Source organism: Streptomyces sp. NPDC045899, from assembly GCF_056431485.1.
This window is the reverse complement of record NZ_JBWKKP010000016.1, coordinates 43,328-67,817: the sequence shown is the minus strand read 5'-3', so window position 1 is coordinate 67,817 and position 24,490 is coordinate 43,328. Positions and strand designations below refer to the sequence as shown.

General features: G+C 72.4%; 15 protein-coding genes and 1 pseudogene. 11 read left to right on the top strand and 5 right to left on the bottom strand.

Annotated features, from left to right (window positions below; genetic code table 11):
• Nucleotides 1-7: 7 nt before the first annotated feature.
• Complete coding sequence (locus tag AC07FT_RS23555; protein ID WP_479178032.1) at nt 8-2,014, bottom strand: AfsR/SARP family transcriptional regulator; 2,007 nt, start codon at nt 2,012-2,014, stop codon at nt 8-10.
• Between the two features lie 150 nt (nt 2,015-2,164).
• Here AC07FT_RS23555 and AC07FT_RS23550 point away from each other — a divergent pair, with 150 nt between their 5' ends.
• The gene (locus tag AC07FT_RS23550) at nt 2,165-3,061 is read left to right on the top strand and encodes an alpha/beta fold hydrolase (RefSeq protein WP_479177958.1); all 897 of its coding nucleotides are present in this window, start codon (nt 2,165-2,167) and stop codon (nt 3,059-3,061) included.
• Here AC07FT_RS23550 and AC07FT_RS23545 read toward each other — a convergent pair whose 3' ends face one another.
• The 4 genes and pseudogenes from AC07FT_RS23545 to AC07FT_RS23530 all read right to left on the bottom strand — a co-directional run bounded on the left by AC07FT_RS23545 (nt 3,062) and on the right by AC07FT_RS23530 (nt 7,008).
• Nucleotides 3,062-3,250: a hypothetical protein gene (locus tag AC07FT_RS23545; protein ID WP_479177957.1), complete on the bottom strand. Its 189-nt coding sequence runs from the start codon at nt 3,248-3,250 to the stop codon at nt 3,062-3,064.
• A gap of 84 nt (nt 3,251-3,334) precedes the next feature.
• On the bottom strand, nt 3,335-3,601 hold the full coding sequence (locus AC07FT_RS23540; protein WP_479177956.1) for a hypothetical protein: 267 nt from the start codon (nt 3,599-3,601) through the stop codon (nt 3,335-3,337).
• Between the two features lie 145 nt (nt 3,602-3,746).
• Nucleotides 3,747-4,208: pseudogene (locus AC07FT_RS23535) on the bottom strand (class I SAM-dependent methyltransferase); the annotation flags it as partial.
• Between the two features lie 49 nt (nt 4,209-4,257).
• Nucleotides 4,258-7,008, bottom strand: coding sequence for a helix-turn-helix transcriptional regulator (locus AC07FT_RS23530; protein WP_479178031.1), 2,751 nt, complete (start codon nt 7,006-7,008; stop codon nt 4,258-4,260).
• Between the two features lie 347 nt (nt 7,009-7,355).
• On the opposite strand from AC07FT_RS23530, the gene AC07FT_RS23525 reads away from it, so the two are divergent.
• The 10 genes from AC07FT_RS23525 (at nt 7,356) to AC07FT_RS23480 (ending at nt 24,428) form a co-directional block, all read left to right on the top strand.
• Nucleotides 7,356-10,265: a helix-turn-helix transcriptional regulator gene (locus tag AC07FT_RS23525; protein ID WP_479177955.1), complete on the top strand. Its 2,910-nt coding sequence runs from the start codon at nt 7,356-7,358 to the stop codon at nt 10,263-10,265.
• Nucleotides 10,266-10,889: 624 nt separating this feature from the next.
• The gene (locus AC07FT_RS23520) at nt 10,890-12,359 is read left to right on the top strand and encodes a carbohydrate-binding protein (RefSeq protein ID WP_479177954.1); all 1,470 of its coding nucleotides are present in this window, start codon (nt 10,890-10,892) and stop codon (nt 12,357-12,359) included.
• An 871-nt stretch (nt 12,360-13,230) separates the two neighbouring features.
• Nucleotides 13,231-14,823, top strand: a complete 1,593-nt coding sequence (locus AC07FT_RS23515) for a phytoene desaturase family protein (protein WP_479177953.1) — start codon at nt 13,231-13,233, stop codon at nt 14,821-14,823.
• A gap of 295 nt (nt 14,824-15,118) precedes the next feature.
• A complete protein-coding gene (locus AC07FT_RS23510; RefSeq protein ID WP_479177952.1) occupies nt 15,119-16,630 on the top strand; it encodes an aldehyde dehydrogenase family protein in 1,512 nt (503 codons plus the stop codon).
• A gap of 462 nt (nt 16,631-17,092) precedes the next feature.
• Nucleotides 17,093-18,766, top strand: a complete 1,674-nt coding sequence (locus tag AC07FT_RS23505; RefSeq protein WP_479177951.1) for an ABC transporter substrate-binding protein — start codon at nt 17,093-17,095, stop codon at nt 18,764-18,766.
• Nucleotides 18,763-19,707, top strand: a complete 945-nt coding sequence (locus AC07FT_RS23500) for an ABC transporter permease (protein WP_479177950.1) — start codon at nt 18,763-18,765, stop codon at nt 19,705-19,707. The genes AC07FT_RS23505 and AC07FT_RS23500 overlap by 4 nt, the downstream gene beginning before the upstream one ends.
• Entirely contained in the window at nt 19,692-20,612 is a 921-nt protein-coding gene (locus AC07FT_RS23495; RefSeq protein WP_479177949.1) for an ABC transporter permease, read from the top strand. Before AC07FT_RS23500 ends, AC07FT_RS23495 begins: the two co-directional genes overlap by 16 nt.
• Entirely contained in the window at nt 20,609-21,601 is a 993-nt protein-coding gene (locus tag AC07FT_RS23490; RefSeq protein WP_479177948.1) for an ABC transporter ATP-binding protein, read from the top strand. The genes AC07FT_RS23495 and AC07FT_RS23490 overlap by 4 nt, the downstream gene beginning before the upstream one ends.
• Complete coding sequence (locus AC07FT_RS23485) at nt 21,598-22,452, top strand: ABC transporter ATP-binding protein (RefSeq protein ID WP_479177947.1); 855 nt, start codon at nt 21,598-21,600, stop codon at nt 22,450-22,452. Before AC07FT_RS23490 ends, AC07FT_RS23485 begins: the two co-directional genes overlap by 4 nt.
• On the top strand, nt 22,449-24,428 hold the full coding sequence (locus AC07FT_RS23480) for a CocE/NonD family hydrolase (protein WP_479177946.1): 1,980 nt from the start codon (nt 22,449-22,451) through the stop codon (nt 24,426-24,428). Before AC07FT_RS23485 ends, AC07FT_RS23480 begins: the two co-directional genes overlap by 4 nt.
• The last annotated feature ends 62 nt before the right edge of the window (nt 24,429-24,490 follow it).

The window sequence follows — 24,490 nt, the reverse complement described above, 5'->3', positions numbered from 1 at the left end:
CCCCGCTTCACCGCGGGCGGCGCAGGGCCGTGGTGAGGGCGTTCAGATGTCCGGAGACCGGGCCCAGGGTCAGCAGCCCGCTGCCCGCACCGGCCAACTCCCCATCTGCCGGGCTCAGTTCACGGTGCGCCCGCTCCATCGTCTCCCGGTCGTCCAGGTCCACGGCCGCCCGGGCGAGCAGACACCACAGCGCCTCGAACAGCAGATCGTCCGGTGGGTCGGGGGCGTCGCGCAGCGCGGCCGCGGCCGCGTCGCGGCGGCCCCGGGCCAGCAGCACCAGCGGGCGGGTCCAGGGCGCGTAGGGTCCCCAGTCGGTGTGTTCGCCGACCGGGGCGGGGGAGCCGTTGCGCAGCGCTACGGACAGCAGCGCGAGCGGCAGCAGACCGTGCTCCACACCGGGCATCCCCGCACCGTCCAGACGGGTGGTGGCGGCCCGGTAGGCCGACTCCTGTGCGGTGCCCGGGCCGCCGCCGGCGGCGGCGAGCCGCAGTGCCCGGTACCACTGGGTGAACACGCCCGCCAGCGGCAGCTCATGGCGTTCGGCCAGCCGGTCCGCGGCGGCCGCGTGGCCGTCGGCCCCGGGGAAGTCGGCGAGCGCGCAGCGGGCCTGGAGGCGGATGAGGTGGCCCAGCACCTCGAAGGTGGTCAGACCGTGGCGGGTGGACAGGGCGACCAGCTCGGCGCCGATCCCGTCCCGGCGGGGTGCCAGTCCGGCGCGGTAACAGCTCTGCAGGAAGGTGCCGTTGAGGGCGAACGCCAGCAGGGTGGGGTCGTCCAGGTCGCGGGCGATCCGCTCGGCCTGTTCGGCGGCCTGGCGGCCGCGCGCCGAGCGGGTGCCCCGTGACTCCATGGCGATGGTGGCCAGCAACCGGGCGCGTGCGGACGGAGGTCCGCCGTGCGGCAGGGCCTCCAGGGTGCGCTCGGCCGCCGCGACCACCCGGGCCGCCTGGTGCGGATCGTCCGAGCGCGTCCAGATCGCGGGGACGTCATAGGCGCCGATCACCCGGGCGGTCAGCTCCGGGTCGCCCAGTTCCTCGGCCGCCGCGACGGCCGCCACCCGGTGTTCACGGGCGGCCTCGAGGCCGCCGCCGCCGGACACCGCGAGCTGGCGCAGCAGGCCGACCGTCGACTCCAGCCGGTTCCGTGCCCCGGAGGCCACGGTACGGTCGTACGCCGCGGTGGTCCGGGCCCACACCCGCTCCGCCGCGCCCGCCGGGCCGGAGTCGGGCCGGGCGGCGGGCGCGGGGCGGTCCGCGGTGTCGAGGTGGTCCGCCTGGCCGAGGATGTCCCGCTCCAGCCGGCGCAGCCCCGGACCGGGGTCCACCCCCAACTGCTCGACCAGCAGGGCCCTCGCCCGCCGCAGCGCCGCCAGCGCGTCCCCCTGCCGGCCGGTGCGGTACAGCGCCAGGGCCAGCAGCCGCCAGGCGTCCTCGCGCCATGGGTGCTCCCCGGTGTGCGCCTCCAGATCCGGCACCACCTCACCGGCGTGGCCCAGGGCCAGCCGGGCCTCGGCCCGCCGCTCGACGGCGTGCAGCCGCAGGCCCGTCAGACGTGAGCGCTCGGCGCGGGCCCAGGGCTCATCGGCGAACTCCGCGTACGCGGGCCCGCGCCACCGCCCCAGCCCCGATTCCAGCCGTGCGAGCGCGTCCTCGGGGGGAAGGGCCGCGGCGGTGGTCAGTCCGTCTTCGAAGCACCAGGCGTCCACCGTGTCGCGGCCGGCGCGCAGCGCGTACCCCGGGCCCTCGGTCACCAGCAGCCGGGCGGGAGTGCGGGGCGTGCGCCGGGGCTCCAGCGCACGGCGCAGCGCGGCCACGAAGGTGCGCACCGCGCTCACAGCGCCCGCGGGAGGGTCCGGCCACAGGTCGTCCACCAGGTGGCCCACCGGTACGACGCGTCCGCGGGCCACGATCAGCCGGGCCAGGACGGCGCGGTGACGAGGCCCTTTGAGCGCGATGGGGTGTCCGGCGGCGTCCCACGCCGTCACCGGTCCGAGCACTCCGAAGACGACCCGCACCCCGGCCACCTCCTTCTTCGTGCCCCGCCGCCCCGGGGACACTCCGGGTCTCCGTGGCCGGGTCCACGCTAGCGTGCTCATCGCGTGCTCATCCGGGCCCGGGAGGCTTACAGGGCTCCTGGTCAGCTCCCGGAAAGCGAGAACGCCGCCATGACCTCCGCCACCGCCCTCGCCGGTTTCACATACCGGCGTATTCCCGTCGCCGACGGGGTGTCCCTGAATGTGGCCGTCGCGGGCTCAGGCCCCGCGATCGTGCTGCTGCACGGCTTCCCCCAGACCCATCTGATGTGGCGCCATATCGCGGCCGACCTGGTGGCCGACCATACGGTCATCTGCCCTGACCTGCGGGGTTACGGTGACAGCGATAAGCCGGAGGCCACCGGTGCGGAGGTCTACGCCAAGCGCACCATGGCCGCCGACATCGTCCGCTCGGCGCGCGCACTGGGGCATGAGCGCTTCGCCCTGGCCGGACACGACCGTGGTGCGCTGGTGGCCTTCCGCGCGGGTCTGGACCACCCGGCGGCCGTCAGCCACCTCGCCTGTCTCGATGTGCTGCCGACGGTGGACATGTGGGAGGTGATGGGCGGGACCGCCGCCGCCGTCGGTTTCCATCTGTATCTGATGGCCCAGCCCCCGGGGCTGCCGGAGCGGATGATCGGCGCCTGCCCGGACGCCTTCTTCGGCCACTTCCTCGATGTCTGGGCCCGTGATCCGCGGGCCGTCCCCGCGGAGGTGCGCGCCGCCTACCTGGGCGCGTCCCGTGCGGCCGTGCCCTCGATCGTCGCCGACTACCGGGCCTCCGCGGGCATCGACGTCGACCACGACGAGGCCGACCGGCAGGCGGGTCACCGGCTGCGGATGCCGGTGACCGTACTCCAGCAGGACTGGGGCGCCGCCCTCGGCTTCGACGCCAAGGCCCGGTGGCGGGCATGGGCGCCCGATCTGTGCCACACCACCGTCACCGGCGGTCACTTCATGGCCGAGGAGACACCCGCCGATGTCACCGCGGCTCTCAGGGACCTGCTGGCCCGCCGACCGCCATCGTGACTACAGTCCGTAGCGGACCATCCACTCCTCGTCGTTGTACGCGTTCCGCGCCGGGTCCTGGGCGATGGCCGGGCGCTCCTCCACCATCTCCTCGGGCCGCACCCGCTCCGGCAGTGCGCCGAAGCGCGTATGACGCCGCTCCTCGGCGGCGTCCCGGGTCTTCTTCTGGTCCGTCTCTGCGTGGCTCATCCTCGCCTCCTCGGATGCTCTAACGCCGGTGTCTGCGGAGTTGTTCCCTCCGGTCCGCCCGGCAGCGGCGGTGGCCGAGGGGTGTCACGCGGCCCGCGCGCAGCGGGCTGAGCGCATCCGGCGCAGGGTTGCGATCAGGAGCGGGGGCAGGGCCAGGCACTGGAGGGCGTCCAGCGCCCGGCTCTGCCGCAGCAGCGCCACTACGGCGACCCCGACGACGGACAGGCCCGCGCCGGCCACCGCGGCGAGCAGTACCCGCGGGGTGCGGATCTCCCAGACCACGGAGTAGTCCGTGACCTCCTCCGCCCCGATCCGGCCCCCGGTGACGGCCGTGGCGAGATAGTGCAGCACATCGCCGAAGGGGACGACGGTGGGACCGGGGCCACCCCCGCCACCACCGAGACCGCCAGGAAGGCCGAGAGCAGTACGAGGATCGTCCTCATACCGACCCGGACTGGCGTCCGGCCGCTGGCCACCGGTGCCTTGGTCATGCGGTGCGGCCGGTCCAGCCCGCGAGTACCTCCTTGCCCATGACGTCGATCAGCAGCCGTCCGCCGGGCGCCGGTGACTCATGGGCGTTGCCGCAGCACCCGGACGTTGTCCTCTGGGTCGTCGAAGTAGCCGAAGGAGGTGAAGACGTTCAGCACCACGTCGTAGGCGCGCGGTTCGACGTGGTCGGGCATGTCCGCGCGCACGAGGCGGACGTCCACTCCGGCGTCCGCGCACGCCATCCGGGCCCGCTCCAGCATCACCGGGCTCAGTCCACCCCGGTCACGGTGTGGCCGCGCGCCGCCAGCGGCACCAGGTAGAGCCCCGGTCCGCAGCACAGGTCCAATACCCGGGAGCCGGTGGGGAAGTCCAGCAGCGGGGAACCGGCGATGAGCTCCCGGGTCTGCTCCCGCCGGCGCCGTCGTCCTCGTACCCGCGTATGACGTCCTCCGTCGCAGGGTTCCCTCACCGGCCGGTGAGCCGGCGATCAGGTAGTCGTGCGCTCCGGCGGGGGTGGGTCAACGGCGGCCGGGCTGGAGCAGATTGCGCAGGTGACGCCGGTCGTGGACGTTGTGCTTGGCGTAGATGTTGCTCAGGTGGTATTCGACGGTCTTGGTGCTGAGGTACAGCTCCGCGGCGATCTCCCGATTGGTCCAGCCACGGGCCACCAGACCGGCGATGTCCTTCTCCCGGTCGGTCAGCGAGCTCCAGAAACCGCGGGACAGCGTCCGCTCCCGCGCGCTGTCCGCGGTGCCGAGCAGCGACCGGCAGCGGTTCGCGTACGGCTTCGCCCCCAGCCGTTCGAATGTCCTTCCCGCGCGGCGCAGTTGTTCCCGTGCCCGTTCGACGTCGCCCGCCCGCATCAGCAGGGCGCCCAGATCATGGCGGATGACGGCCTTGTGCAGTACCGGGTCACCGCCGTGGGCGGCCACCGCGAGTCCGGCCGTGAACTCCCGCACCGCGCCCTCGGTGTCCCCGGTGGCGGCGGCGATGCTGCCCTTCACCCACTGGACCGACACCGGGAGGAGGGCGCCGTGCGGGTGGGCCGACTCCAGTTCCGCCAGTACCCTCCGGGCCCGGTCGAGGTCGCCGGTGTGGGCGCAGGCGACACCGAGGAGGGGCAGGTGCCGGCTGGCGTACAGCCGTGACCGGGTCAGATGGGCGGGCTCCTCGTGGGCCCGCGCCAGCAGGCCGACCACCTTCGCATCGTTCCCCCGGGTGAACTCCACCGCGGCCCGGGTGGTGGCCAGATGGAAGCCCGGCCCGGCGTAGTCGGCCGTCGACTCCAGTTCCAGCGCCTCCTGGAGGTCGGCCCGGGTCTCCTCCGGACGGCCGGTGAAGGCGTAGAGGACGGCGCTGAGACAGTGCAGCGTGAAGAAGTCGACCGAACGCCCTGTCGTCTGGGCGACGTCGAAGCCCACCGAGAGGCTGCGGCGGGCCTCCTGCCACTCGCCGAGGAGGAAGTGGCACCAGGCGCCGTTGTGCAGCGCCGAGACGTTGCTGATCCGCGACACCCCCAGGCTGCGTCGCCGGGCGGCCACGGAGAGGTCCGACAGCGCCCCGGTGAGGTCTCCGGCGAGGCCGCGGAACACGCCGCGGTAGGTGAGGGTGTCGGTGTCCGGGACGGGGACCCGGTCCGGGTCCGCGCTGAGCCCCTCCATATGGCGCAGCCCCTCGGCCGGTCCGCTGAGCAGCGCGTGACCGTAGGCGGTGGTGGCACGGGCCATGCCGCGTACGGCCTCGTCCCGGGTGTGCCGCAGGGCGAAGGCGGACGAGGCCAGCGACTCCCGTCCGAGCCCCAGGGAGCCCTGCGCGACGCCGAGTTCGGCGGCCGCGGTGGCGGCGTCCTCGGGCGTCCCGGCCTCGCTGAACTCCTCCCGGGCCCGGCGCAGATAGGTGCTCGCCCTGGTGTCCTGCCCGTCGGCGAAGCTCAGCAGCCCCAGCGCCTCCTGGCGCTGGGGTCCGGACGGTGTCCGCAACACCTGGTCGTAGTGGTGCAGCGCCGCCCGGTACTGGGTGCTGATCACGAGCATGCGCACGGCTCTGAGCAGTGCGTCCTGCCGGCGGGCGCCGTCGGGGTCGCACTGGGAGGAGGCCAGGACGTACTCGGCGGCCAGCGACACATGTCCGGCCTCGAGTTCGCGGTCCGCCGCGTGTGCCAGTTCATCGGCCAGCGGTGCGTCGTAGGTCTGGGCGGCCGCGATCTGGTGGCGCCACCGGGTGGGTGGTTCGAGCGTGTCGGCGACGGCGCGGTGTGCCCGGGTCTTCTCCGGTTGCGGGATGGCGGCGTACAGCGCCTCCCGCTGGCCGGTGTGCATCAGCCGCAGCTGGGGCGCGCCTCCGGTCCGTGTCCACTGGGCCGCGTGCTGCTGCACCAGGGGTTCGGCGTCGGTGACCACGGTCTCCGAGGCGAGCAGTTCGCCGAGGAGGGGGACGGAGGCGGGCGTGTCGAGGACGGCGAGCAGATCGAGGATGCGGCGGCTGGCCGGAGGGAAGGAACGGGCCCATTCACCGACCGCCTCGCTCAGCGAGGTGGGGATCCGCAGTGTTCCCGGATCGTCGGGGAACGCTCCCGCGTGAGCGCCCAGGACGGCCCGGAGGTAGAGCGGGTTGCCGCGGCTCCAGCCGATGAGGTTGCGCAGCCGTGATTCGGAGGGTGCCCGGCCGTTCCTGGCCTGGAGGAACCGCCGGGTCTCCGGCACGGTGAAACCATCCAGCGCGATGTGCTGTACCGCGTTGCCCAGGCCGTTCAGCCCCATGTCGCGGGCGGTGCGGGCGGGGCGCTGGGTGGCCACGACCGTCAGGACGCGGTCGGCGCGCAGCCGCAGCAGTGCGAACCCCAGGGCCTGGAGGGAGTCGAGGTCGATGTCGTGGGCGTTGTCCAGCCACAGGAGCAGGGGTGCGTGCTGCTGCGCGCTGTCGAGTGCGCTGAGCGCCGCTCCTCCGAAGGCCAGAACGGACGGCTGTTGTCCGGAGTATTCGGGGGCGGCGGTATTTCTGCCGTATGTGGTGGTGACGTCGTCCAGGAGCCTGAGTACGGCGGCGAAAGGGATATCGATTTCCGCTCGATTACCTTCGGCCCGCAGGACGGTGAAGGTGTCCCCGAGGTTTTCTGAGAAATGCTGGACCAGCATGGTCTTGCCGATTCCGGTCGGCCCGGACAACAAGATGACCTTAGGGCTGCCATGGGTTGCGGCGTGAGCCTTGTGGCGCAGCTGGTCCAGCTCGTGGATTCGGCCGATGAACGATTCGGTGCCCTCTTCCTCCATGTTCACCCCCGCGGTCTCTTTCTCCCGGTGAGGTAACACTGTGTAATCGATTCTACTCTGGTCCGCCCCGGGGTGACGGGGCGGCGAGGGCAGGGCTGGCGGGGGTTGTCGGCGCCATCAGGGACTGGCGGGGTGTTTTGCCGCGTGGTTGTTTTGTCTGGGTTGTGGTGGGGTGTGGTCGGTGATTGTCCCTAGTAGGGCGCTGGGGTGGTTTTGTCATGGGTGTGGCTTAGGGTGTGGTGGTGTTAACGGGTGTCGTGGATTTTTCCGGCGCTATGGGTTTGTGGCTTTGCGGGAAGGGTTGTGTCGTCATCGACAGGGTGGATTGTTCGGGGGGTTCCGGGTGGTTGTCGAATTCCGAGTCGCCGGACGGTTTCGTGGGCCGGGAGATGGAACTCCGCCGACTGGGTGTGGTGGCACGGGGTGTTCGGCTGGGTGTGCCGGGTCTCGTCGTGGTGCAGGGGATGCCGGGGGCCGGGAAGTCGGCTCTCATCCGGCGTTTTGTCGCGGGGCTGGATGATTTCCTGGTGCTGGGGGCGCGGGGCGGCGCCGGGGACGGCGTGGGTGTGCCGTACGGCTGTGTGGGGGAGTTGGTGTCCGGGGCCGGTGGGGCTTCGGGCAATGGTGTGGTGCCGGTGGGCGGCGGAAGTGTGATGGCCCCCGGCGTCGTGGGGCGCCGACTGCTCGGCTGGGTGGGGGAGTTGCAGGGGACGTCACCGGTGGCGCTGGTGGTGGACTCCGCCGAGGGGGTGGACGCCGCCTCGCTCCAGGCGCTCGCGTCCATGATGCGGCGGATGGGGCGCGGCCGGGTGCTGGTGGTGCTGGGGGTGCGGTGGCCGCCGTCGTGGGACGGTCCGACCCGGATGGCTGTGGAGGGGGTGGAGCCGGTCGTACGGGTGGGGCTGTCGGGGCTCGCGGTGGGCGAGGTCGGTGAGTTGGTCCGGCTGGCGGGCGGGGACGGGGCCGGTAGGGAGGTGGTACGGCGGCTGCACCGGTACACCGGTGGCCATCCGTCGTATGTGGCAAACCTGTTGGCGCTCGGGTGGCGGGAGGCATGGGACGTGGTGTCCGGCGAGGGGGCCGTGCCCTCGCGGCTGGCGGACGTGGTCAGTCGGCAGCTGGTGGGATTGCCGGTGGACAGCGGTCAGGTGCTGGAGGCCCTGGCCGTCCTGGGGGAGGCGGTGCCCGTCGCGGTGCTGAGCAGGGTGCTCGGCTACCGCGACTGCACCGCCGCTCTGGACGCGCCGGTGCAGGCCGGACTGGTGGAGTGGTCGGTGGAGGGAGACCTCCCGGCGGTGGGCTTCCGCCACCCGGTGCAGCGTGAGGCCGTCTACGGCGCCATCTCGCCCACCCGGCGAAGGGAGTTGCACCGTGCCGCGGGCGCGGCCGTGAGCAGGCGTGGCGCGCTGGTGCACAAGGTGGCCTCGGCGCAGGCGCCGGACCCCGCGCTGGCGGCGGAACTGGAGACGTTCGCGGGCCTGGAGCTGCGTGAGGGCAGACTCGCCCCGGCCGCCCGCCATCTGTGGTGGGCGTCCGGACTGCTGGCGGCCGAGGACGAGGACCACAGCGACCGCCTGGTGTTCGGCGCGATCCGGCTGTGGTTCTGGGCCGGGGCGGACGGGGAGGTGTCCCGCCGCGGCCAGGAGGTGTGCGCGCGGCGTCCGTCGGTCCTGCGGGACGAGGCACTGGGGCTGCTGGAGTTCGCCGCCGGACGGCTGATCGCCGCGCGGACCCTGCTGCGACGGGCCTGCCGCACGGTGGCCACCGCCGGACGCGATCCCCAAGTGGCTGTGCTGCTGGCCGAGTTGGCGGCGGTGTGCGCGGTGCTCGGCGAAGGCGAGGAGGTCGAACGGGCCGCGGCGGCCGCCCTCACCGCCCTCGGTGTCCCGCGCGACGCCCGTGGTGGCGCGTCACGCGGTGCCACCGGACGGGACCCCCGCGGGCCCGCCCGTGCGCTCGGCTCCGCGGTGCCGGCCGGGGGCGGCAGGGCCGACACCGGCGGTGTGCGGACGCCGCCCGGTGGCGGAGCGGTGGTGCCTGGCGGAGTGGCCGGTGCCGCGCGGGCGTTCGCGGCGTACGGCCGGGCGCTGCGCGAGGGAGCGCTCCCGGGCCTGGATTCGTTCGGCTACCTCCCCGAGCGGCCCGACCGGGTCCGTGACGACGATCTGCTGGGGCTCGCGCTGCGCGGTGTGCTGCGCCTGGCGTCGGGCCGCTTCGCCGAGGCGGAGGCCGACCTCACGGCCGCCACGACCCGGGTGCGCCCGGAAGGCGAGCGCATCCTCGGTCTGTGCTCCCGGATGTACCTGGGCATCTGCCACTTCCTGACCGGCTACTGGGACCAGGCCGCCCGGGACATGGAACGCGGTCTGGCGATGGTCGAATCACATGGGCGGGTCTTCGACCGGGCCCTGCTCTTCTCCATGACTGCCATGATCGAGTCGGCGCGGGGGGACCAGAACGCCGCCGCCCGGAGCGTGGGACTGGCCACCGAGGCGTCCCGTGACCTGGACTACGCGGGCCCGCAGTTCCACATCGCCCTGGCGCGGGCCATGACGGCACGGGCCAGGGGGGACTTCCGCGGAGTGCTGGCGGCCCTGCAGAACGTGGCCCAGCAGGCCGCGTACGTGGAACGGGCCCGGCTGTTCGCCGCCTGCTGGCTGCCGTTCCGGATCGAGGCGCTGATCGAATGCGGCCGGCTGGAACAGGCGCGGCAGGCCATGACCGCGCTGGCGCCGGACACCGACCCGGACAACGCCCTGCTCGCCGTGGCCGACATCTGGTTGCGCGGACGGCTGGTGGAGGCCGGTGGCGACCCGAAGGCCGCGGAAGAGGTGTACGCCACGGCGGCCGACGCGCTGCGCCCGGAGCAGGACGTGCCCCTGTACCGGGGGCTGCTGGAACAGGCGTACGGGCGGTGTGTGGCGGCGCAGGGGCGGGTGGCCGACGCCCAGCGCCATCTCCAGGCGGCTGAGGCCACGTTCACCGCGCTGGGCGCCATCCCGTTCCAGGCCGCCTGCCGCGCCGATCTGGCGGCGCTGGGCACCCGGGAGGGGCTGGGGGAGCTCGAAGCCCTGCTGACCCCGCGCGAGCGCGAGGTGGCCGGTCTGGTGGGGCTCGGCCACACCAACCGGGAGATCGCACAGGAGTTGCTGTTGAGCGTGAAGACGATCGAGTACCACCTGCGCAGCATCTTCAGCAAACTCGGGGTGCGCAACCGCCGGGAGTTGCGCAACCGGGTGCAGGACCGGAGCTTATGACCCCGCGCGGACCACTGTGTACTGCCGGGACCCGGTGATGCGTCCGGAAATCGGACGGCGCCCGGGACCGCCCTCGTATCACACGGAACAGCCAGGGGTGAATGCGGCGTTGACGACGCACAGATGTTTCAAAACGAAATGATTTACATGGTCGCACTTCTCGCTCGGGCGTTTCATCGGCGTTACCGTACTGGCAAGTTAGGAAAGTTTTCTTGCTGGCGGGTGAAAACAATGGCGTCTGGTGCATAAGATGCTGATGTTCCCGGACGACCACGCAACCCGAAGAACTCCCACGATCGGACCGGCTGTCGGATCCCCGGCCGCCGTGGTCCATGCCCGCGCTCACCCGGTGTGAGGCGGCTCCCCCCTCACACCGGAACCCGCGTCGAAGTTGAAAGCAAAATGACCAACCAGCGCGCACGCGGAGACCGGCGAAATCGTGGCAGGCGGGCACTGCGAAGAACTACACCATCGGGGTTGGACCATGCCATTGCTCGCCTGGAAGGCCAAGAAGGACACCCTCGCCGCAGAGAGTGCCTTACGGCGCGCGGCACCCTCACCCCCGCCGATCGGTGACGGCACCGGCTCCGGTCCGGTGGCGGGGTGTCCCGGGGGTGGCGGCCGATGAACCGGTCGGGGATGGCGTCCCTGGTCCGTGAATCCGTCGACGGTGACATGGCGGCGCTCCGGGCGGTCCGGGAGGGCCGTACCGCGTTGTTCCGGGAGGTGTACGAACGCCACCAGGCGTCCGTCCGTGCCTACGCGCTGACCTGCACCACCTCCCCGGCGCTCGCGGCGAAGCTGGTGTCGGAGGCGTTCGCCAAACTGGGGGAGCGGGTGGCCTCGCCGCATCCGCTGGACCGCGGCCGCCACGCGAGTTGCGTCCGGCTCCAGCTCCTGGAGTCCACCCGGCTGGCCGCGGTGGCCGACGCCCTGCGCCATCCACACGCCTTCTCGTCCGGTTTCATGGCGTGGATCGCCAGCGGTTCGGTGTGGCCGATGCACGACGACGGCCAGTTGCAGGTGGCTTATGAGGGGCTGACCCCGCTGGAGCAGTGCCTGTTGTGGCACGCCCTGGTCGAGCGGGACGATCTGACGGCCCTCGCGGGCATCACCGGCCTCACCGGCCGCGAGCTGCGGGCGCGCCTGGCGACGGCCGACCGGGGTCTGCGGCGTTCGCGGATGGAGCTGTACCTCGAGCGGGTCGACAGCGAGGACTGCATCAAGATCCTCAGCGAGGGCGCCGGTCTTCCGTACGCGTCGCCGAGCCCCGAGGTCGCGGCGCATCTGGCCGCCTGCCCCCGGTGCCGGGCCCTCTACGAGGACCTGGTGCGGCTCGATGCCCGCGCGGCACGCCATCTGCCCCTGCGGCTGCTGGGATGGTGGCCGGCCGAGGAGTACCGCCGCAACAAGGAGGCCGCCGCCCCCGCGGCACCGCGGGAACGGCCGGTGCGCGCCGCGCCCGCGCCCCGTCCCGCGGGTGCGGGCCGCCGTCGGCACCGCGAGGCAGGACCGGTCCGGAAGGCGGTGATGTGGCTGCGCGGGACGAGCCACCGTACGACGGTCTTCGTCGCGGTGACGGTCACCGTGGCCACCGCGCTCACCGGGACCCTGGCGATGCGCTGGATGGAGTCGTCCGACCCTGCCCCTTGCGGACAGGGCGGTCAGGATCCCGGGGCGACGGCCTCGCCGAAGGCGGGTCCCCCGCTGGCCGCGCGGCTGCGGGTCAACGCCGACGAGTACTCGGCTCAGGAGGGGGCCGAAGGCTCCCGCTCCGGCTACCGGCACGCCCGAAGCCTCAGCGGGGGCGACCAACTCCGCTACGACCAGGTCGACTTCGGCAAGGAAGGGGACGGCCGGCTGGTCACCCGGGTGTCCAACGGCGGTGAGAGCGGGGCGCGGCTGGAGTTCCGGCTCGACTGCGCGGACAGTGAGCCGTGGGCCCTCGTCACCGTCCCCGCGGACGGGGAGCAGGAGGACGTCACCGCCGAGGTCCAGGCCGTCCAGGGCAGACACACGGTGTTCATCACCGCCGTCTGTGACGCCCGCCGGGTGTGCGGGGACCTCCACTGGTTCGGCACCGTGGTCGGCTGACGCCGGAGGGGGTGGCCGCCGGATGCCGGCGGCCACCCCCTCCGATCCCGGCGGCCGGGTCGGTTCACCTTGGCGAGCTGGGCCTCGATGGTCTTCTCCGGGAGCTGGTTCGCCGGTGTCCTCGACGGGGGCTGACGGCTCGATGATTTCCGTCGTCCCAGCGTTCGCGGAGGAACGACGTCATTTCCGGCGGCACGCCGGGGCCATCCGACGGGATCGGTGCATTTGTCTCGGACGGGGTCCGGTGCGGTGCCCCCCCCGCATGGTGACATTCGGACGCCACCGGCGGGCGGATGCGAATATGCGTACAAAGGTTCGGGTGCCCTGGGAGTGCGGACAGCCTATGTCACCTGAATCCGGATTGCGGCCCTGGAGGTGACTAGGGAAATTCCCTGGTGCCCTCCCCTTGAATTCCTGAAAAGATCCGTGCACGCGGAGAAACGCACCCATGTGTAGCGGGCGCGCGAGCCGATGGCGGACACACCGAAAGCCGCCCCGGCGCACACCGGCATTTCCCGGAAGGGCCTGGCCGGTACCGGGCCGGAGCGGGCCGCGTGTCGCGCCACCGCCCCGCCCCGCGCCGTGTGCTCTCCCGTGCTACCGCCGGTGTCCGTGGGTGCCTCCCCGGCCGGGCGGTGGAACGGTCCGTCGGCGGTGCGTGCCCCGTGTCCCCTTCCGTGGTCCGCCCGCCCTTCTCCCATGGCGTTCCGCCACCCCCGCACCGTGGTGTCACCGCGCCCGGGCGTCTGTCGAAGATCGTTGCGCGGATACCGGTATCGCGGTGCGGACGGGGGGTTGACGTGGCCGTCCCGCGTAGCCCAATACTGAACGCTCAATCAGTAAGAGATTGCTGTGCCGTCTGGAGGGAACCGTGTCCGCTCTTCCCGAAGTCAAGCCGCGAAAGACGCGCTACGACGCCGTCATCGTCGGCGGAGGTCACAACGGGCTGGTCGCCGCCGCCTACCTGGCGCGCGCCGGGCGCAGCGTTCTGGTGCTGGAGCGCCTGGACCACACCGGGGGAGCGGCGGTGTCCACCCGTCCCTTCCCGGGGGTGGACGCGCGGCTGTCGCGCTACTCCTACCTGGTGAGCCTGCTGCCCCAGCACATCGTGCGCGACCTGGGACTCAGCTTCCAGGTGCGCTCCCGTTCGGTGTCGTCCTACACCCCCACGGTCCGCGACGGACGGGCCACCGGGCTGCTGGTGCACCGGGACGCCGCCCGCACCCGTGACGCGTTCACCCGGCTGACCGGCTCCGACCGCGAGTTCACCGCGTGGCAGGAGTTCTACGCGATGACCGAGCGGGTCGGGCAGCGGATCTTCCCCACGCTCACCTCGCCACTGCCCAGCCGAGACGAGCTCAAGGCCCGGGTCGGGGACGACGCGGCCTGGGAGGCGCTGTTCGAGCGCCCGATCGGCGAGGCCGTGGAGTCACGGTTCCAGGACGACCTGGTCCGCGGTGTCGTGCTCACCGACGCCCTGATCGGGACCTTCTCCGGCGCCCATGACCCCTCGCTGCGGCAGAACCGCTGTTTCCTCTACCACGTGATCGGTGGTGGCACGGGTGACTGGGACGTGCCCGTGGGCGGTATGGGCGCGCTCACCGACGCGCTGGCGGACGCCGCCCGCGCGGCCGGGGCCGAGCTGGTCACCGGTGCCGAGGCCACGCGGGTGGCCACCGACGGCAGCCGCGCGGAGGTGACCTTCCGACCGGTGGACGGTGACGGGCTGCCCGGTGACCGTGAGCTGGTGGTCGACGCGGACCATGTGCTGGTGGGCGCCTCGCCCAAGGCCCTGGCGGAGCTGCTGGGCGAGCGGCCGCCCGCGTCGGCCGAAGGGGCCCAGCTGAAGATCAACATGGTGCTGCGGCGGCTGCCCCGGCTGCGGGACACCTCCGTGGACCCGCGTACCGCGTTCGCCGGGACCTTCCACATCGCCGAGGGCTACACCCAGCTCGAGGAGGCGTACCAGCAGGCCGTATCCGGGAGCCTGCCCACCACGCCCCCCTCGGAGATCTACTGCCATTCGCTCACCGACCCCTCGATCCTGGGCCCCGGGCTCGTGGAACAGGGCTGGCACAGCCTGACCCTGTTCGGTCTGCACGCCCCCGCGCGGCTGTTCGCCGGGGACAACGAGGGCGCCCGCCAGTCGCTGCTGAAGGCCACCCTGGCCCAGCTCGACGCCCACCTGGCCGAACCGCTCGCCGACTGCCTGGCCACCGACGCCGAGGGCAGGCCCTGTATCGAGGCCAGGACACCCCTGGACCTGGAGGAGGATCTGCGGCTGCCCGGCGGCAACATCTTCCACGGCGATCTGGACTTCCCCTACGCCGAGCCCGGCGCGGGCCGCTGGGGAGTGGAGACCGGACACGCGAACGTCCTGCTGTGCGGGGCGGGAGCGGCCCGTGGCGGCGGGGTCAGCGGGGTGCCGGGACACAACGCGGCCATGGCCGTGCTCGGCCGCTGACCGCGCGCCATGACAACCGGCCGTCCATGGGCCTCGCCCCCCGCACGGCCACGGCAGGGCCACCGGCGCGCTGCGCGTCGGCCGGTGGCCCCGCCGCGAACGACCGGCTCCGCCCCGTGGCGGAGCCCGCCAGGAGGAGCGGTATTGATCCGGCAGTCAGTAAATTCGGTGACGCCTGTTGACTCCCCAGTCAGTAGCGTCCTACGGTTCGAAACCAGTCAAGCGCGTGGCATTCCTTCTGAGCCCGCGCCGTCTCTCTCACCGAAACCCCAGTCCGCGCCCGAGGAGCACGACCATGGGTAATCCGGTCTCCCTTTCCCCGACAGTCCAACTGGACCCGGACCGCCGGGAGTTCTGGATCGGCGGTATGTGGCAGGCTCCGCTGGAGGGCTCCGGGGACGCCCATGCGGTGGTCACCGATCCGGCCACCGGACGCGCCATCGGCCGGGTGCCGCAGGCCACGGCGGCCGATGTGGACGCCGCGGTGGCGGCAGCCCGTGCCGCCTTCCCGGCCTGGGCCGCCTCCGGCGTCTCGACCCGTCAGGCGCTGCTCGCCGCGGTCGCCACCGGTATCAGGGAGCGCGAGGCGGAGTTCGCCGCGGTCATCACCGCGGAGATGGGCGCCCCGCGGGACAACGCCCTCCAGGTGCAGACCCGTCTCGCGGCCGAGGTCTTCGACTCCTACCTCACCGTCCTCGCCGACTTCCAGTGGCAGGAGCGCATCGCCTCCTCCCAGGTCGTCCGGGAACCGGTGGGGGTCGTCGCCGCCATCACCCCGTGGAACTACCCGCTCTACCTCATCGCGGCCAAGGTGGCCGCCGCGCTCGCCGCCGGCTGCACCGTCGTCCTCAAGCCGAGCTGCGAAGCTCCGCTGAACGCCTTCCTGCTCGCCACCGTCTTCGAGCGGGCGTGTGCGGAGACCGGCGCACCCGCGGGGGTGTTCAACCTGATCACCGGCGCCGGATCGGTGGCCGGTGCGGCACTCGCCGCCCACCCCGGTGTCGACGCCGTCTCCTTCACCGGCTCCACCGGCGCCGGACGCGCCGTGGCGCGCACCGCCGCCGAGACCGTCAAACGCGTGGGGCTGGAGCTCGGCGGAAAGTCCGCCCGGGTGATCCTCGCGGACGAGCCCGACGGCTCCACCGTCAAGGACCTGGACCGTGCCATCGCCACGGCCCTCGCCGACGCCTTCTACAACTCGGGCCAGACGTGTACGGCCTGCACCCGGGTCCTGCTGCCGGAGGCGGTGTACGAAAGGGCGGTGGCGCTCGCCGCCGAGGGGGCCGGACGCTGGCCGCTGGGGGATCCGGCCGGACCCGGGGACCACCTCGGCCCGATCGCCACCGCCGCGCAGTACGACAGCGTGCTCGCGCACATCGCCCGGGGGACGGCCGAGGGCGCCCGGCTGGTGACCGGTGGCGAGGCGCCCGCGGACCGGCGGCCCGAGGGTCTGGCGGCCGGCCACTGGGTGCTGCCCACCGTGTTCGCCGACGTCACACCCGATATGACCATCGCCCAGGAGGAGATCTTCGGGCCGGTGGTGTGCCTGCTGTCCTACCGGGACGAGGAGGAGGCCGCCCGGATCGCCAACGACTCGATCTACGGCCTGGCCGGAGCGGTGTGGTGCGCCGATCCGTTCCGCGCCGAACACTTCGCCCGCCGCATCCGCGCCGGGCTGATCACCGTGAACGACGGCACGTTCAACGTCCTGGCCCCGACCGGCGGCTACAAGCAGTCCGGGACCGGCCGGGAACTGGGCGCGCACGGCCTCGTCGAATACCTGGAAACGAAGACCATCCAATGGTGACACCGACCCCCTGCGCAGGCGAGGATGAACCGGGCGGAGCCTGACCGGCCGCGCTCCCGGACACCTCCCGCCGTCCCCGGCCGTCGGCGGCACGGTCCGCCGTGGCCGCCGACGGGGACACCGGGTGTCCACCGGACCCGCCACGGACCCCGCACCGCCCCGGCCCCGTGCCCCACCCCGTACGGCACCGGTCCGCTCCGCCGCCCGGCCCCTTGCCGGACCGCGCCGCCGACGCCGCGGCGCACCCCGGAACACACCCCGTACCCCGGGGGACACCGGGCCACCGTTCCACCCCGTCCCGGGCCACCCCCGCCCCGGGCCCGCACACCGCAGCCCCCGCCCGCCGCTTCGGCGCACCCACACGTGAATCACCCCTCGCCGTTCCTTCGCTCCCGACGTCAGGTCCTCATCGCCCTGCCGCCCGGTCATCTTGCGAAGCGGCAGCTTCACGAGAGGACACCCATGGCCGGACCACCACCCCTACCGAGCCGACGACATCTGCTGACCTTCGGTGCCGCCGGAGCCGCGGCAGCCTTCCTCTCCGGCTGTGGCGGGCCCGGCTCGCCCCCGCGCCCCGGGGCCCTGGCCCACGTCGGTGCCTGGGCGCCCGGCCCGGGCGACCAGAGCGGCGCCCGCCGCGGCGGACACGTCATCACCGCCTGGTCCAACGAGGCCCAGTCCTACGACCCGGCCATCGGATGGGACCTGCACAGCTGGGAAGCCATCTCCACGGTGCTGCACGCCCCGCTGTACCAGTACGCCGGACCGGTCGACGGGCCCGCGCCGCACGCCGCGGCCGCCATGCCCAAGGTCTCCGCGGATCGCAGGACGTACACCGTGCCCCTGCGCAGGGACGTACGGTTCCACAACGGCCGCCGGGTCACCGCGCAGGACTACGTCTGGACCTGGACGCGTGTGCTGGACCCGGAGCTGGCCTCCTGGGCGTCGAGCTATCTGCTGGGCATCGAGGGCGCCACCGAGGTCTACGAGAAGAAGGCGAAGAAGGTCCGCGGGCTCGAGGCGCTCGACGACCACACCCTGCGAATCCGTCTCAGCGAGCCGGACATCCTCTTCCAGGCACTGCTGTGCCAGCCGTACATGGCCGCGCTGCCCAAGGAGGAGGTGGAGCGCCTGGGCGCCGGATTCTCCCGCACTCCGGTGGGCACCGGCCCCTTCCGGATCACCCGCTACGACAGCAAGCGGCAGCGCGCGCTGTTCCGCCCCCACGAACACTACTTCTGGCGCGGCACCCCGCTGATCGACACCCTGGAGTACCGCTGGGGCATCGACTACCCACTCCAGGCGCTCCAGCTCAGCGGGGGCAAGGTCGATGTGCTCGGTGAAGGGCTCGTGCCCAGCCAGGCGGCCCGCTTCACCGCGGACCCCGAGATGCGCGAACGCTTCGTCCACCCCGTACCCGTGCGCGGCAGCCAGTGGATCACGACGAACCACAAGCGGCCCGTGCTGAAGGACCCCCGGGTCCGGCAGGCGCTGAGCTGGGCGGTGGACCGCGAACAGCTCACCCGGGTCTCCTTCGGCCTCTCCGACCCCTGGGGCTGTGCCTTCCCCAAACACCTCGACCGCTACCGCCGCACCGCGCGCCCCTACACCCATGACCCGGAGCGTGCGCGGGCCCTCCTCAAGGAGGCCGGTGTGGGGCGGCTGCGGCTGAGGTTCCTGCACGGCACCCAGGACCCGTGGCCGCTGATGGCCCAGGTCCTCCAGCAGCAGTTCGAGAGCGTGGGGGTGGAGATCACCCTGGACGCGATGAGCGAGTCCGCCTTCGAACTGGCCACCTCCAAGGGCGAGGGCGACCTGTACGGGACCGATATGTACATCGTCCTGGACAGCGCACTGGAACTGGTGACCACCTGCTTCACCTCGGACGCCGCCCAGAACTACACCGGCTACCACAACAAGCGCGTGGACGCGCTGACGGCCAAGGCCCGCAAGGCACCCACCGTCGAGGCGTCCAACGCCATCCTGGCCGAGGTCGAGAAGGAACTCACCGAGGACGCCGCGGGCATCTACATCGGCAGCCTCAACTTCCTCGCCGCGCGCTCGCCCGATCTGCGCAACTACCAGATGCGCGGCGAGACCGGCAGCTACTACGACCGGCTGTGGGTGAAACGATGAGCACCGTTCCCGTCACACCGCAGACCGCCACCGCCCCGGTGGCGACCGCCGCGTCCGGCCCGCGGCCGGACCAGCCCCGCCCCGCCGCCCGCGCCACCGCGCGCACCGCCGGACGGCGGCTGTGGCTCACCGGGCTCTGTCTACTGGGGTTCCTGGTCCTCCTCGCGCTGTGCGCCCCGCTGGCCGGATCCCCCTACACCATCCACACCGACAGTCTCACCAGCCAGGGCCTGCCCGCCGGAGTCGGCGAGAACGGACACCTGTTGGGCACCGACGCCATCGGCCGTGACCTGTTCGCCCGGACCCTATACGGGCTGCGCGCCACCCTCATCATCGCGCTGACCGCCAATCTCACCTCGGTGGCCCTGGGCGCCGTGGTGGGCCTCGTCGCCGGTTTCTACCGCGGCTGGTTCGAACAGGTGCTGATGCGCATCGTCGATGTGTTCCTGTCCGTCCCCACCGTGCTCTCCGGCCTCGCCCTGGCGAGCATCGTCGGCCGCGGCACCACCGGCATCATCATCGTGGTCACCGCCCTGTACTGGGCCTGGACCGCACGGCTGGTGCACGGGGAGACGGTACGGCTGCGCGGCCGCGGCTTCGTCGAGGCGGCCCTCGCCCACGGGGTGCGCCGCCACACCGCGCTGCGCCGCCACGTACTGCCGCACCTGTCCACCATCCTGCTCAACGTGGCCGCCCTCAACGGCGCCGCCGTCGTGGTGGTCGGAGCCGGACTGTCCTACCTGGGCGCCGGGATCCAGCCGCCCACCCCCGAACTGGGCAACATGCTCGCCGACGGCTCCAGCAGCATGACCTACGCACCGCACACCCTGTTCGTCCCGCTCGTCCTCGTCATCGCGACCGTCCTGGCGTTCGTCCTGGTCGCCGAGGGACTCAACCGCCGCAACCCCCTCTCGGAGCGACGCTCATGGCTCGACGCATAGCCGTCCGCATCCTGCTGGGCGCATTCACCGTCCTGGCGGTCGTCCTGCTCACCTTCGTGCTGCAGTACGTCGTCCCCGGCGACCCGGCCCGCAGCATCGCCGGGCCCAAGGCCACCCCCGAAGTCCTCAAGGAGATCCGCGGACAGCTGCGGCTGGACGACCCGTGGTGGTCCCAGCTCGGCCACTACCTCTCCTCGGTCCTCCAGGGCGACCTGGGCACCTCCTACTCCAACGACCGGCCCGTGCTCTCGCTCATCCTGGAGCGGTTGCCCGCCACCGCCGCCCTGGCCGCCGCCGCCCTGGTGGTGGAACTCGTCCTCGGCGGTCTGTGGGGCATGTGGGAGGCGCTGCGGCCCAGGCGCAGCTGGCTGCTGGCCACCGTCAACGTCGGTCTGCTGTCGATGCCCGTGTTCTCCCTGGGCTTCCTGCTCCTGCTGCTGTTCGGATACCAGTTGCCAATCTTCCCCATCGACGGCGGCTCCGGCCCGGCCCAGCTCGTCCTGCCCGCCGTCACCCTCGGGCTGATGGGCTCGCCGTACTACGCCAACGTGGTCCGCGACAGCATGCGCGAGGCGCTCTCCTCGTCGTATGTGCGCACCGCGGTGTCCAAGGGCCTCAGCCGCAGGCGGATCGTCTCCCGCCATGTGCTGCGCAACATCGCCTCCCCGGTGACCACCCTGATGGGTATGGACGTGGCCGTGTTCCTGTCCGGTGTGGTCTTCGTCGAGAAGATCTTCGCCTGGCCCGGGATCGGCCAGATGCAGACGGAGGCGTTCGCGGACCTGGACCGCCCGCTGCTCACCGGCACCGTCATCGTGGCCGCCGCCCTCGTGGTCACGGCCAACCTCCTGGTGGATCTGCTCCGGTCCGCCATCGACCCCCGTGCCGCATCGGAGGCACCATGACCACCGCCCCGGCTCCCGCCGCCACCCTTGGCAGCGAGGTCACCATCGACCGTCTGTCCGTGGACTACGGCGACTTCACCGCCCTGCGGGACGTCAGCCTGACCGTTCCCGCGGGTACCACCACCGCCCTGGTCGGCGAGTCCGGCTCCGGGAAGTCCACCCTCGCGCTCGCCGCCGGACGCATCCTGCCGCCCGGCGCCTCGATCAGCGGCGGGTCGGTGACGGTGGGCGACACCGAACTGACCGCGCTGACGGGGAAGGCGCTGCGTGAGGCCCGCGGCCACACCGCCGCCTACCTCGCCCAGGACGCCTCGGCCGCACTCAACCCCGTCATCCGGGTCGGGAAGCAGATCGCCGAAGTGCACCAGGTGCGCTGCGGGGCGAGCCGGGCCGAGGCCGCCGAACTGGCCCGGCAGGGGCTGGCCGACGTCGGCATCCCCGACCCCGACCGGGTGGCGCGCCTCTACCCCGGAGCGCTGTCCGGCGGTATGCGGCAGCGGGTCATCATCGCCATCGCGCTCGCCTTCCGCCCCCAGCTGCTGATCGCCGACGAGCCCACCACCGCGCTGGACGTCACCGTCCAGGCGGACATCCTGGCCCTGGTCAGCAGGCTCCAGCAGCAGTGCGGGCTCACCGTCATCTGGATCACCCACGACATGTCGGTGGTCGCCGAACTCGCCGACCACGTGGCCGTGCTCTACGGCGGGCGGCTGGTCGAACACACCGATGTGCTCACGCTCTTCGAAGGCGCGCGCCACCCCTACACCCAGGCCCTCCTCACCTGCTTCCAGAGCGGCCGCACCGCGGGGCCCAAGCAGCCCTTCACCACCATCTCCGGAAGTCCGCCGGTCGCCGGTCCCCCCGGTGGCTGTCCCTTCCACCCCCGGTGTCCGCAGGCCGACGCCCGGTGCGGCACCGAACTCCCCGCGCCCCGCCGGGTCGGCCACGACCACACCGCGGCCTGTCACCGTCTGGAGGAGACACCGTGAGCGCGCCCCAGCCCGCCCCCGGCACACCGCTGCTGGAGGCCACCGGGATCACCAAACGCTACGGCCAGTACACCGCGCTGGACGACGTCGACCTGCGCATCGAGACCGGGCGTACGGTCAGCATCGTCGGGGAGTCCGGCTCCGGGAAGTCCACCCTCGCCCGTATCATCGTCGGCCTGGAGAGCGCCGACAGCGGCACCGTCCGCTTCCGCGGCGAGGCGATCCGCGGCCGCCGGTCGCGCCACGCCTTCCGGCGCAGCGTCGGCATGGTCTTCCAGGATCCCTACGAGTCGATGGACCCCCGGCTGACCATCGGTGAGATCGTCGCCGAACCCCTCCGCGCCCACGGCATGTACCGGGACGGCGGCAAGGAGCGGGTCCGCGAACTGCTGGACTCGGTCGGCATGCACGGTGCCGAACCCGACGCCTACCCGCACAAGTTCTCCGGCGGCCAGCGGCAGCGCGTGTGTATCGCCCGCGCCCTGGCCACCGACCCCGATCTGGTCATCTGCGACGAACCCACCTCCGCCCTGGATGTGTCGGTCCAGGCCCAGATCCTCAACCTCCTCCTGGACCTCCAGTCCCGGCGGCAGCTGGCCTACCTGTTCATCACCCATGACCTCGACGTGGTGCGACGGATCAGCGATGAGGTGGACGTCCTGCTGCGCGGCACCGTCGTGGAACGCGGCACCGCCGAGCAGATCACCCGCAGCCCCGAACACACCTACACGCAGCGGCTGCTGGGCGCGGTACCGGCGATCTCCCCGCGTCAGCGGCACATCGGCCCGCCGCTGGACATCGACACCCCCGCGGCACGGCCGCCCCACGATGTGAAGGAGGACCCCGCGTGACCACCGCCACCACCGAGACCGGCACCACGCAGACCACCACCATCCCCCTCGGTGACGGGATCCGGCTCGCGGCCACCCTCTATCTGCCCGTACCGGGTCCGGAGCCGGTCCCTGTCCTGCTGGAGGCGCTTCCGTACCGCAAGGACGACCACCTCGGAGTGGAGGCCCGCCCCGAGTACCTGCGCTTCCGGGACGAGTACCGCTTCGCCGTCTGCCGGGTGGACCTGCGGGGCACCGGCAGCTCCGAGGGGTACGCGGACGACGAGTACCCCGAACGGGAGCCCGAGGACCTGTGCGAGGTCATCGCCTGGCTCGCCGGACAGCCCTGGTGCAACGGTTCGGTGGGCATGTTCGGCACCTCCTACAGCGGGTTCAACGCCTTCCACGCCGCCATGCGCGCCCCGGCCGCCCTCAAGGCCATCGTCCCCATCTACAGCTCCGACGACCGCTACACCGACGACGTCCACTACCTGGGCGGCGCTCTGCGCATGGTCGACCTGATCGACTACCCGCTCTACCTGGCCGCGATGAACGCGCTGCCACCGGTGCCCGCACTGGCCGGTCCCGACTGGCGCGCGACCTGGCACAAGCGGATGGACACCATGGAGCCCTGGCTGCTGAGCTGGCTGGAGAACCAGCGCCACGGCGCGTTCTGGCGGCGCGGCTCGATCCGCCCCGACTACGACCTGGTGCGCTGCCCCACGATGATCGTCCAGGGCTGGGCCGACGGATACCGCAACAACAGCTTCCGCACCATCAGCCGGCTCCAGGACCAGGGCACGCCCTACCGGCTGCTGATCGGTCCGTGGAGCCATATGTCCACCCACAGTTCGCTGCCCGGTCCGTGGATCGACCTGGTGCCGGAGATGGCCCGGTGGTTCGACCGCTGGCTGCGGGGGGTCGACAACGGCGTCGACCGCGAACCCCCGATCTCCTACTTCACCCGGCACTCCACCCGCCCCGAACCGGACCTCGCGCGACTGCGGGGGGAGTGGCGCAGCGAACGGCAGTGGCCCCCGGCCCGTGCTCGGGAAGTCACCCTGGGCCTCCGCGGGGAGCCCCGTGAGCTGCGCGTCAAGCCCTCCACCGGCACGGCGGCCTGGATCGACTGCGCCGGTTCGCTGCCCTGGGGCCAGCCGAGCGACCAGCGTTACGACGACGCCGACTCCCTCACCTGGGAGTGGACGGTCGGCGAACAGCCGCTGCCCGAGGGTTCGCTGGAGCTTCTGGGCCACCCCCGGCTGCGCTTGAAGGTGAGCGCCGACGCCCCGGTGGCGTATGTGTCGGCCAAGCTGAGCGAGGTGTTCCCCGACGGCACCTCCTCGCTGATCACCCGGACCCTGCTCAACCTCACCCACCGGGACGGCCATGACGCCGAACCGAGTCCGCTGACACCGGGGCGCGCGGAGACGGTCGACATCGAACTGAACGCCACCGCGTGCGTCCTGCCCCCCGGACACCGGCTGCGGCTGTCCCTCGCGGGAGCCGACTGGCCCAACACCTTCGCCCCGCCCACACCGCTGACGCTGACCGTGGACGCGGCCGGGAGCGGGCTCACCCTGCCCGTCACCGCCGGACCGGGTCCGTGTCCACCGCCGGTCTTCCACGAGGTGACCCCCGAGTCGCTCCCCGACGGCAAGGGGGTGACCTGGACCGTCGAACGTGATGTGCTGGCCCGCACCACCACCTGTTTCGTGGACTACGCCGACGTCTGGACCACTCACGACGGCACGGTGTGCGAGGCACGCAACACCGGCCGGGTCACCGTGGACGAACGCACCCACGACCAGACCCTGGTGGCCCGCTGCGTGTACACGGTGGGCTGGCCCGAGGCACGGGTGACCACCGCCGCCGATCTGTTCCTGACCGCCCACACCGACCGGTACGAGGTGGACATCACCGTCCGGGCCAGCGAGGATGACCAGCAGGTCTTCGAACGCGACTGGCGGCGATCCCTGCCGCGCGACCTCGCCTGACGGCAACGGGCGGCGACCTCGCCCGAGAGCGACAGCCGGGCCCCCGACACCACCGCACACCG

Bases quoted from the DNA above. Each gene is read 5' to 3' on its own strand.
- AC07FT_RS23550 (WP_479177958.1), top strand. From the start codon at position 2,165: ATGACCTCCGCCACCGCCCTCGCCGGTTTCACATACCGGCGTATTCCC.
- AC07FT_RS23545 (WP_479177957.1), bottom strand. From the start codon at position 3,250: ATGAGCCACGCAGAGACGGACCAGAAGAAGACCCGGGACGCCGCCGAG.
- AC07FT_RS23530 (WP_479178031.1), bottom strand. From the start codon at position 7,008: ATGGAGGAAGAGGGCACCGAATCGTTCATCGGCCGAATCCACGAGCTG.
- AC07FT_RS23520 (WP_479177954.1), top strand. From the start codon at position 10,890: ATGAACCGGTCGGGGATGGCGTCCCTGGTCCGTGAATCCGTCGACGGT.
- AC07FT_RS23510 (WP_479177952.1), top strand. From the start codon at position 15,119: ATGGGTAATCCGGTCTCCCTTTCCCCGACAGTCCAACTGGACCCGGAC.
- AC07FT_RS23505 (WP_479177951.1), top strand. From the start codon at position 17,093: ATGGCCGGACCACCACCCCTACCGAGCCGACGACATCTGCTGACCTTC.
- AC07FT_RS23500 (WP_479177950.1), top strand. From the start codon at position 18,763: ATGAGCACCGTTCCCGTCACACCGCAGACCGCCACCGCCCCGGTGGCG.
- AC07FT_RS23495 (WP_479177949.1), top strand. From the start codon at position 19,692: ATGGCTCGACGCATAGCCGTCCGCATCCTGCTGGGCGCATTCACCGTC.
- AC07FT_RS23490 (WP_479177948.1), top strand. From the start codon at position 20,609: ATGACCACCGCCCCGGCTCCCGCCGCCACCCTTGGCAGCGAGGTCACC.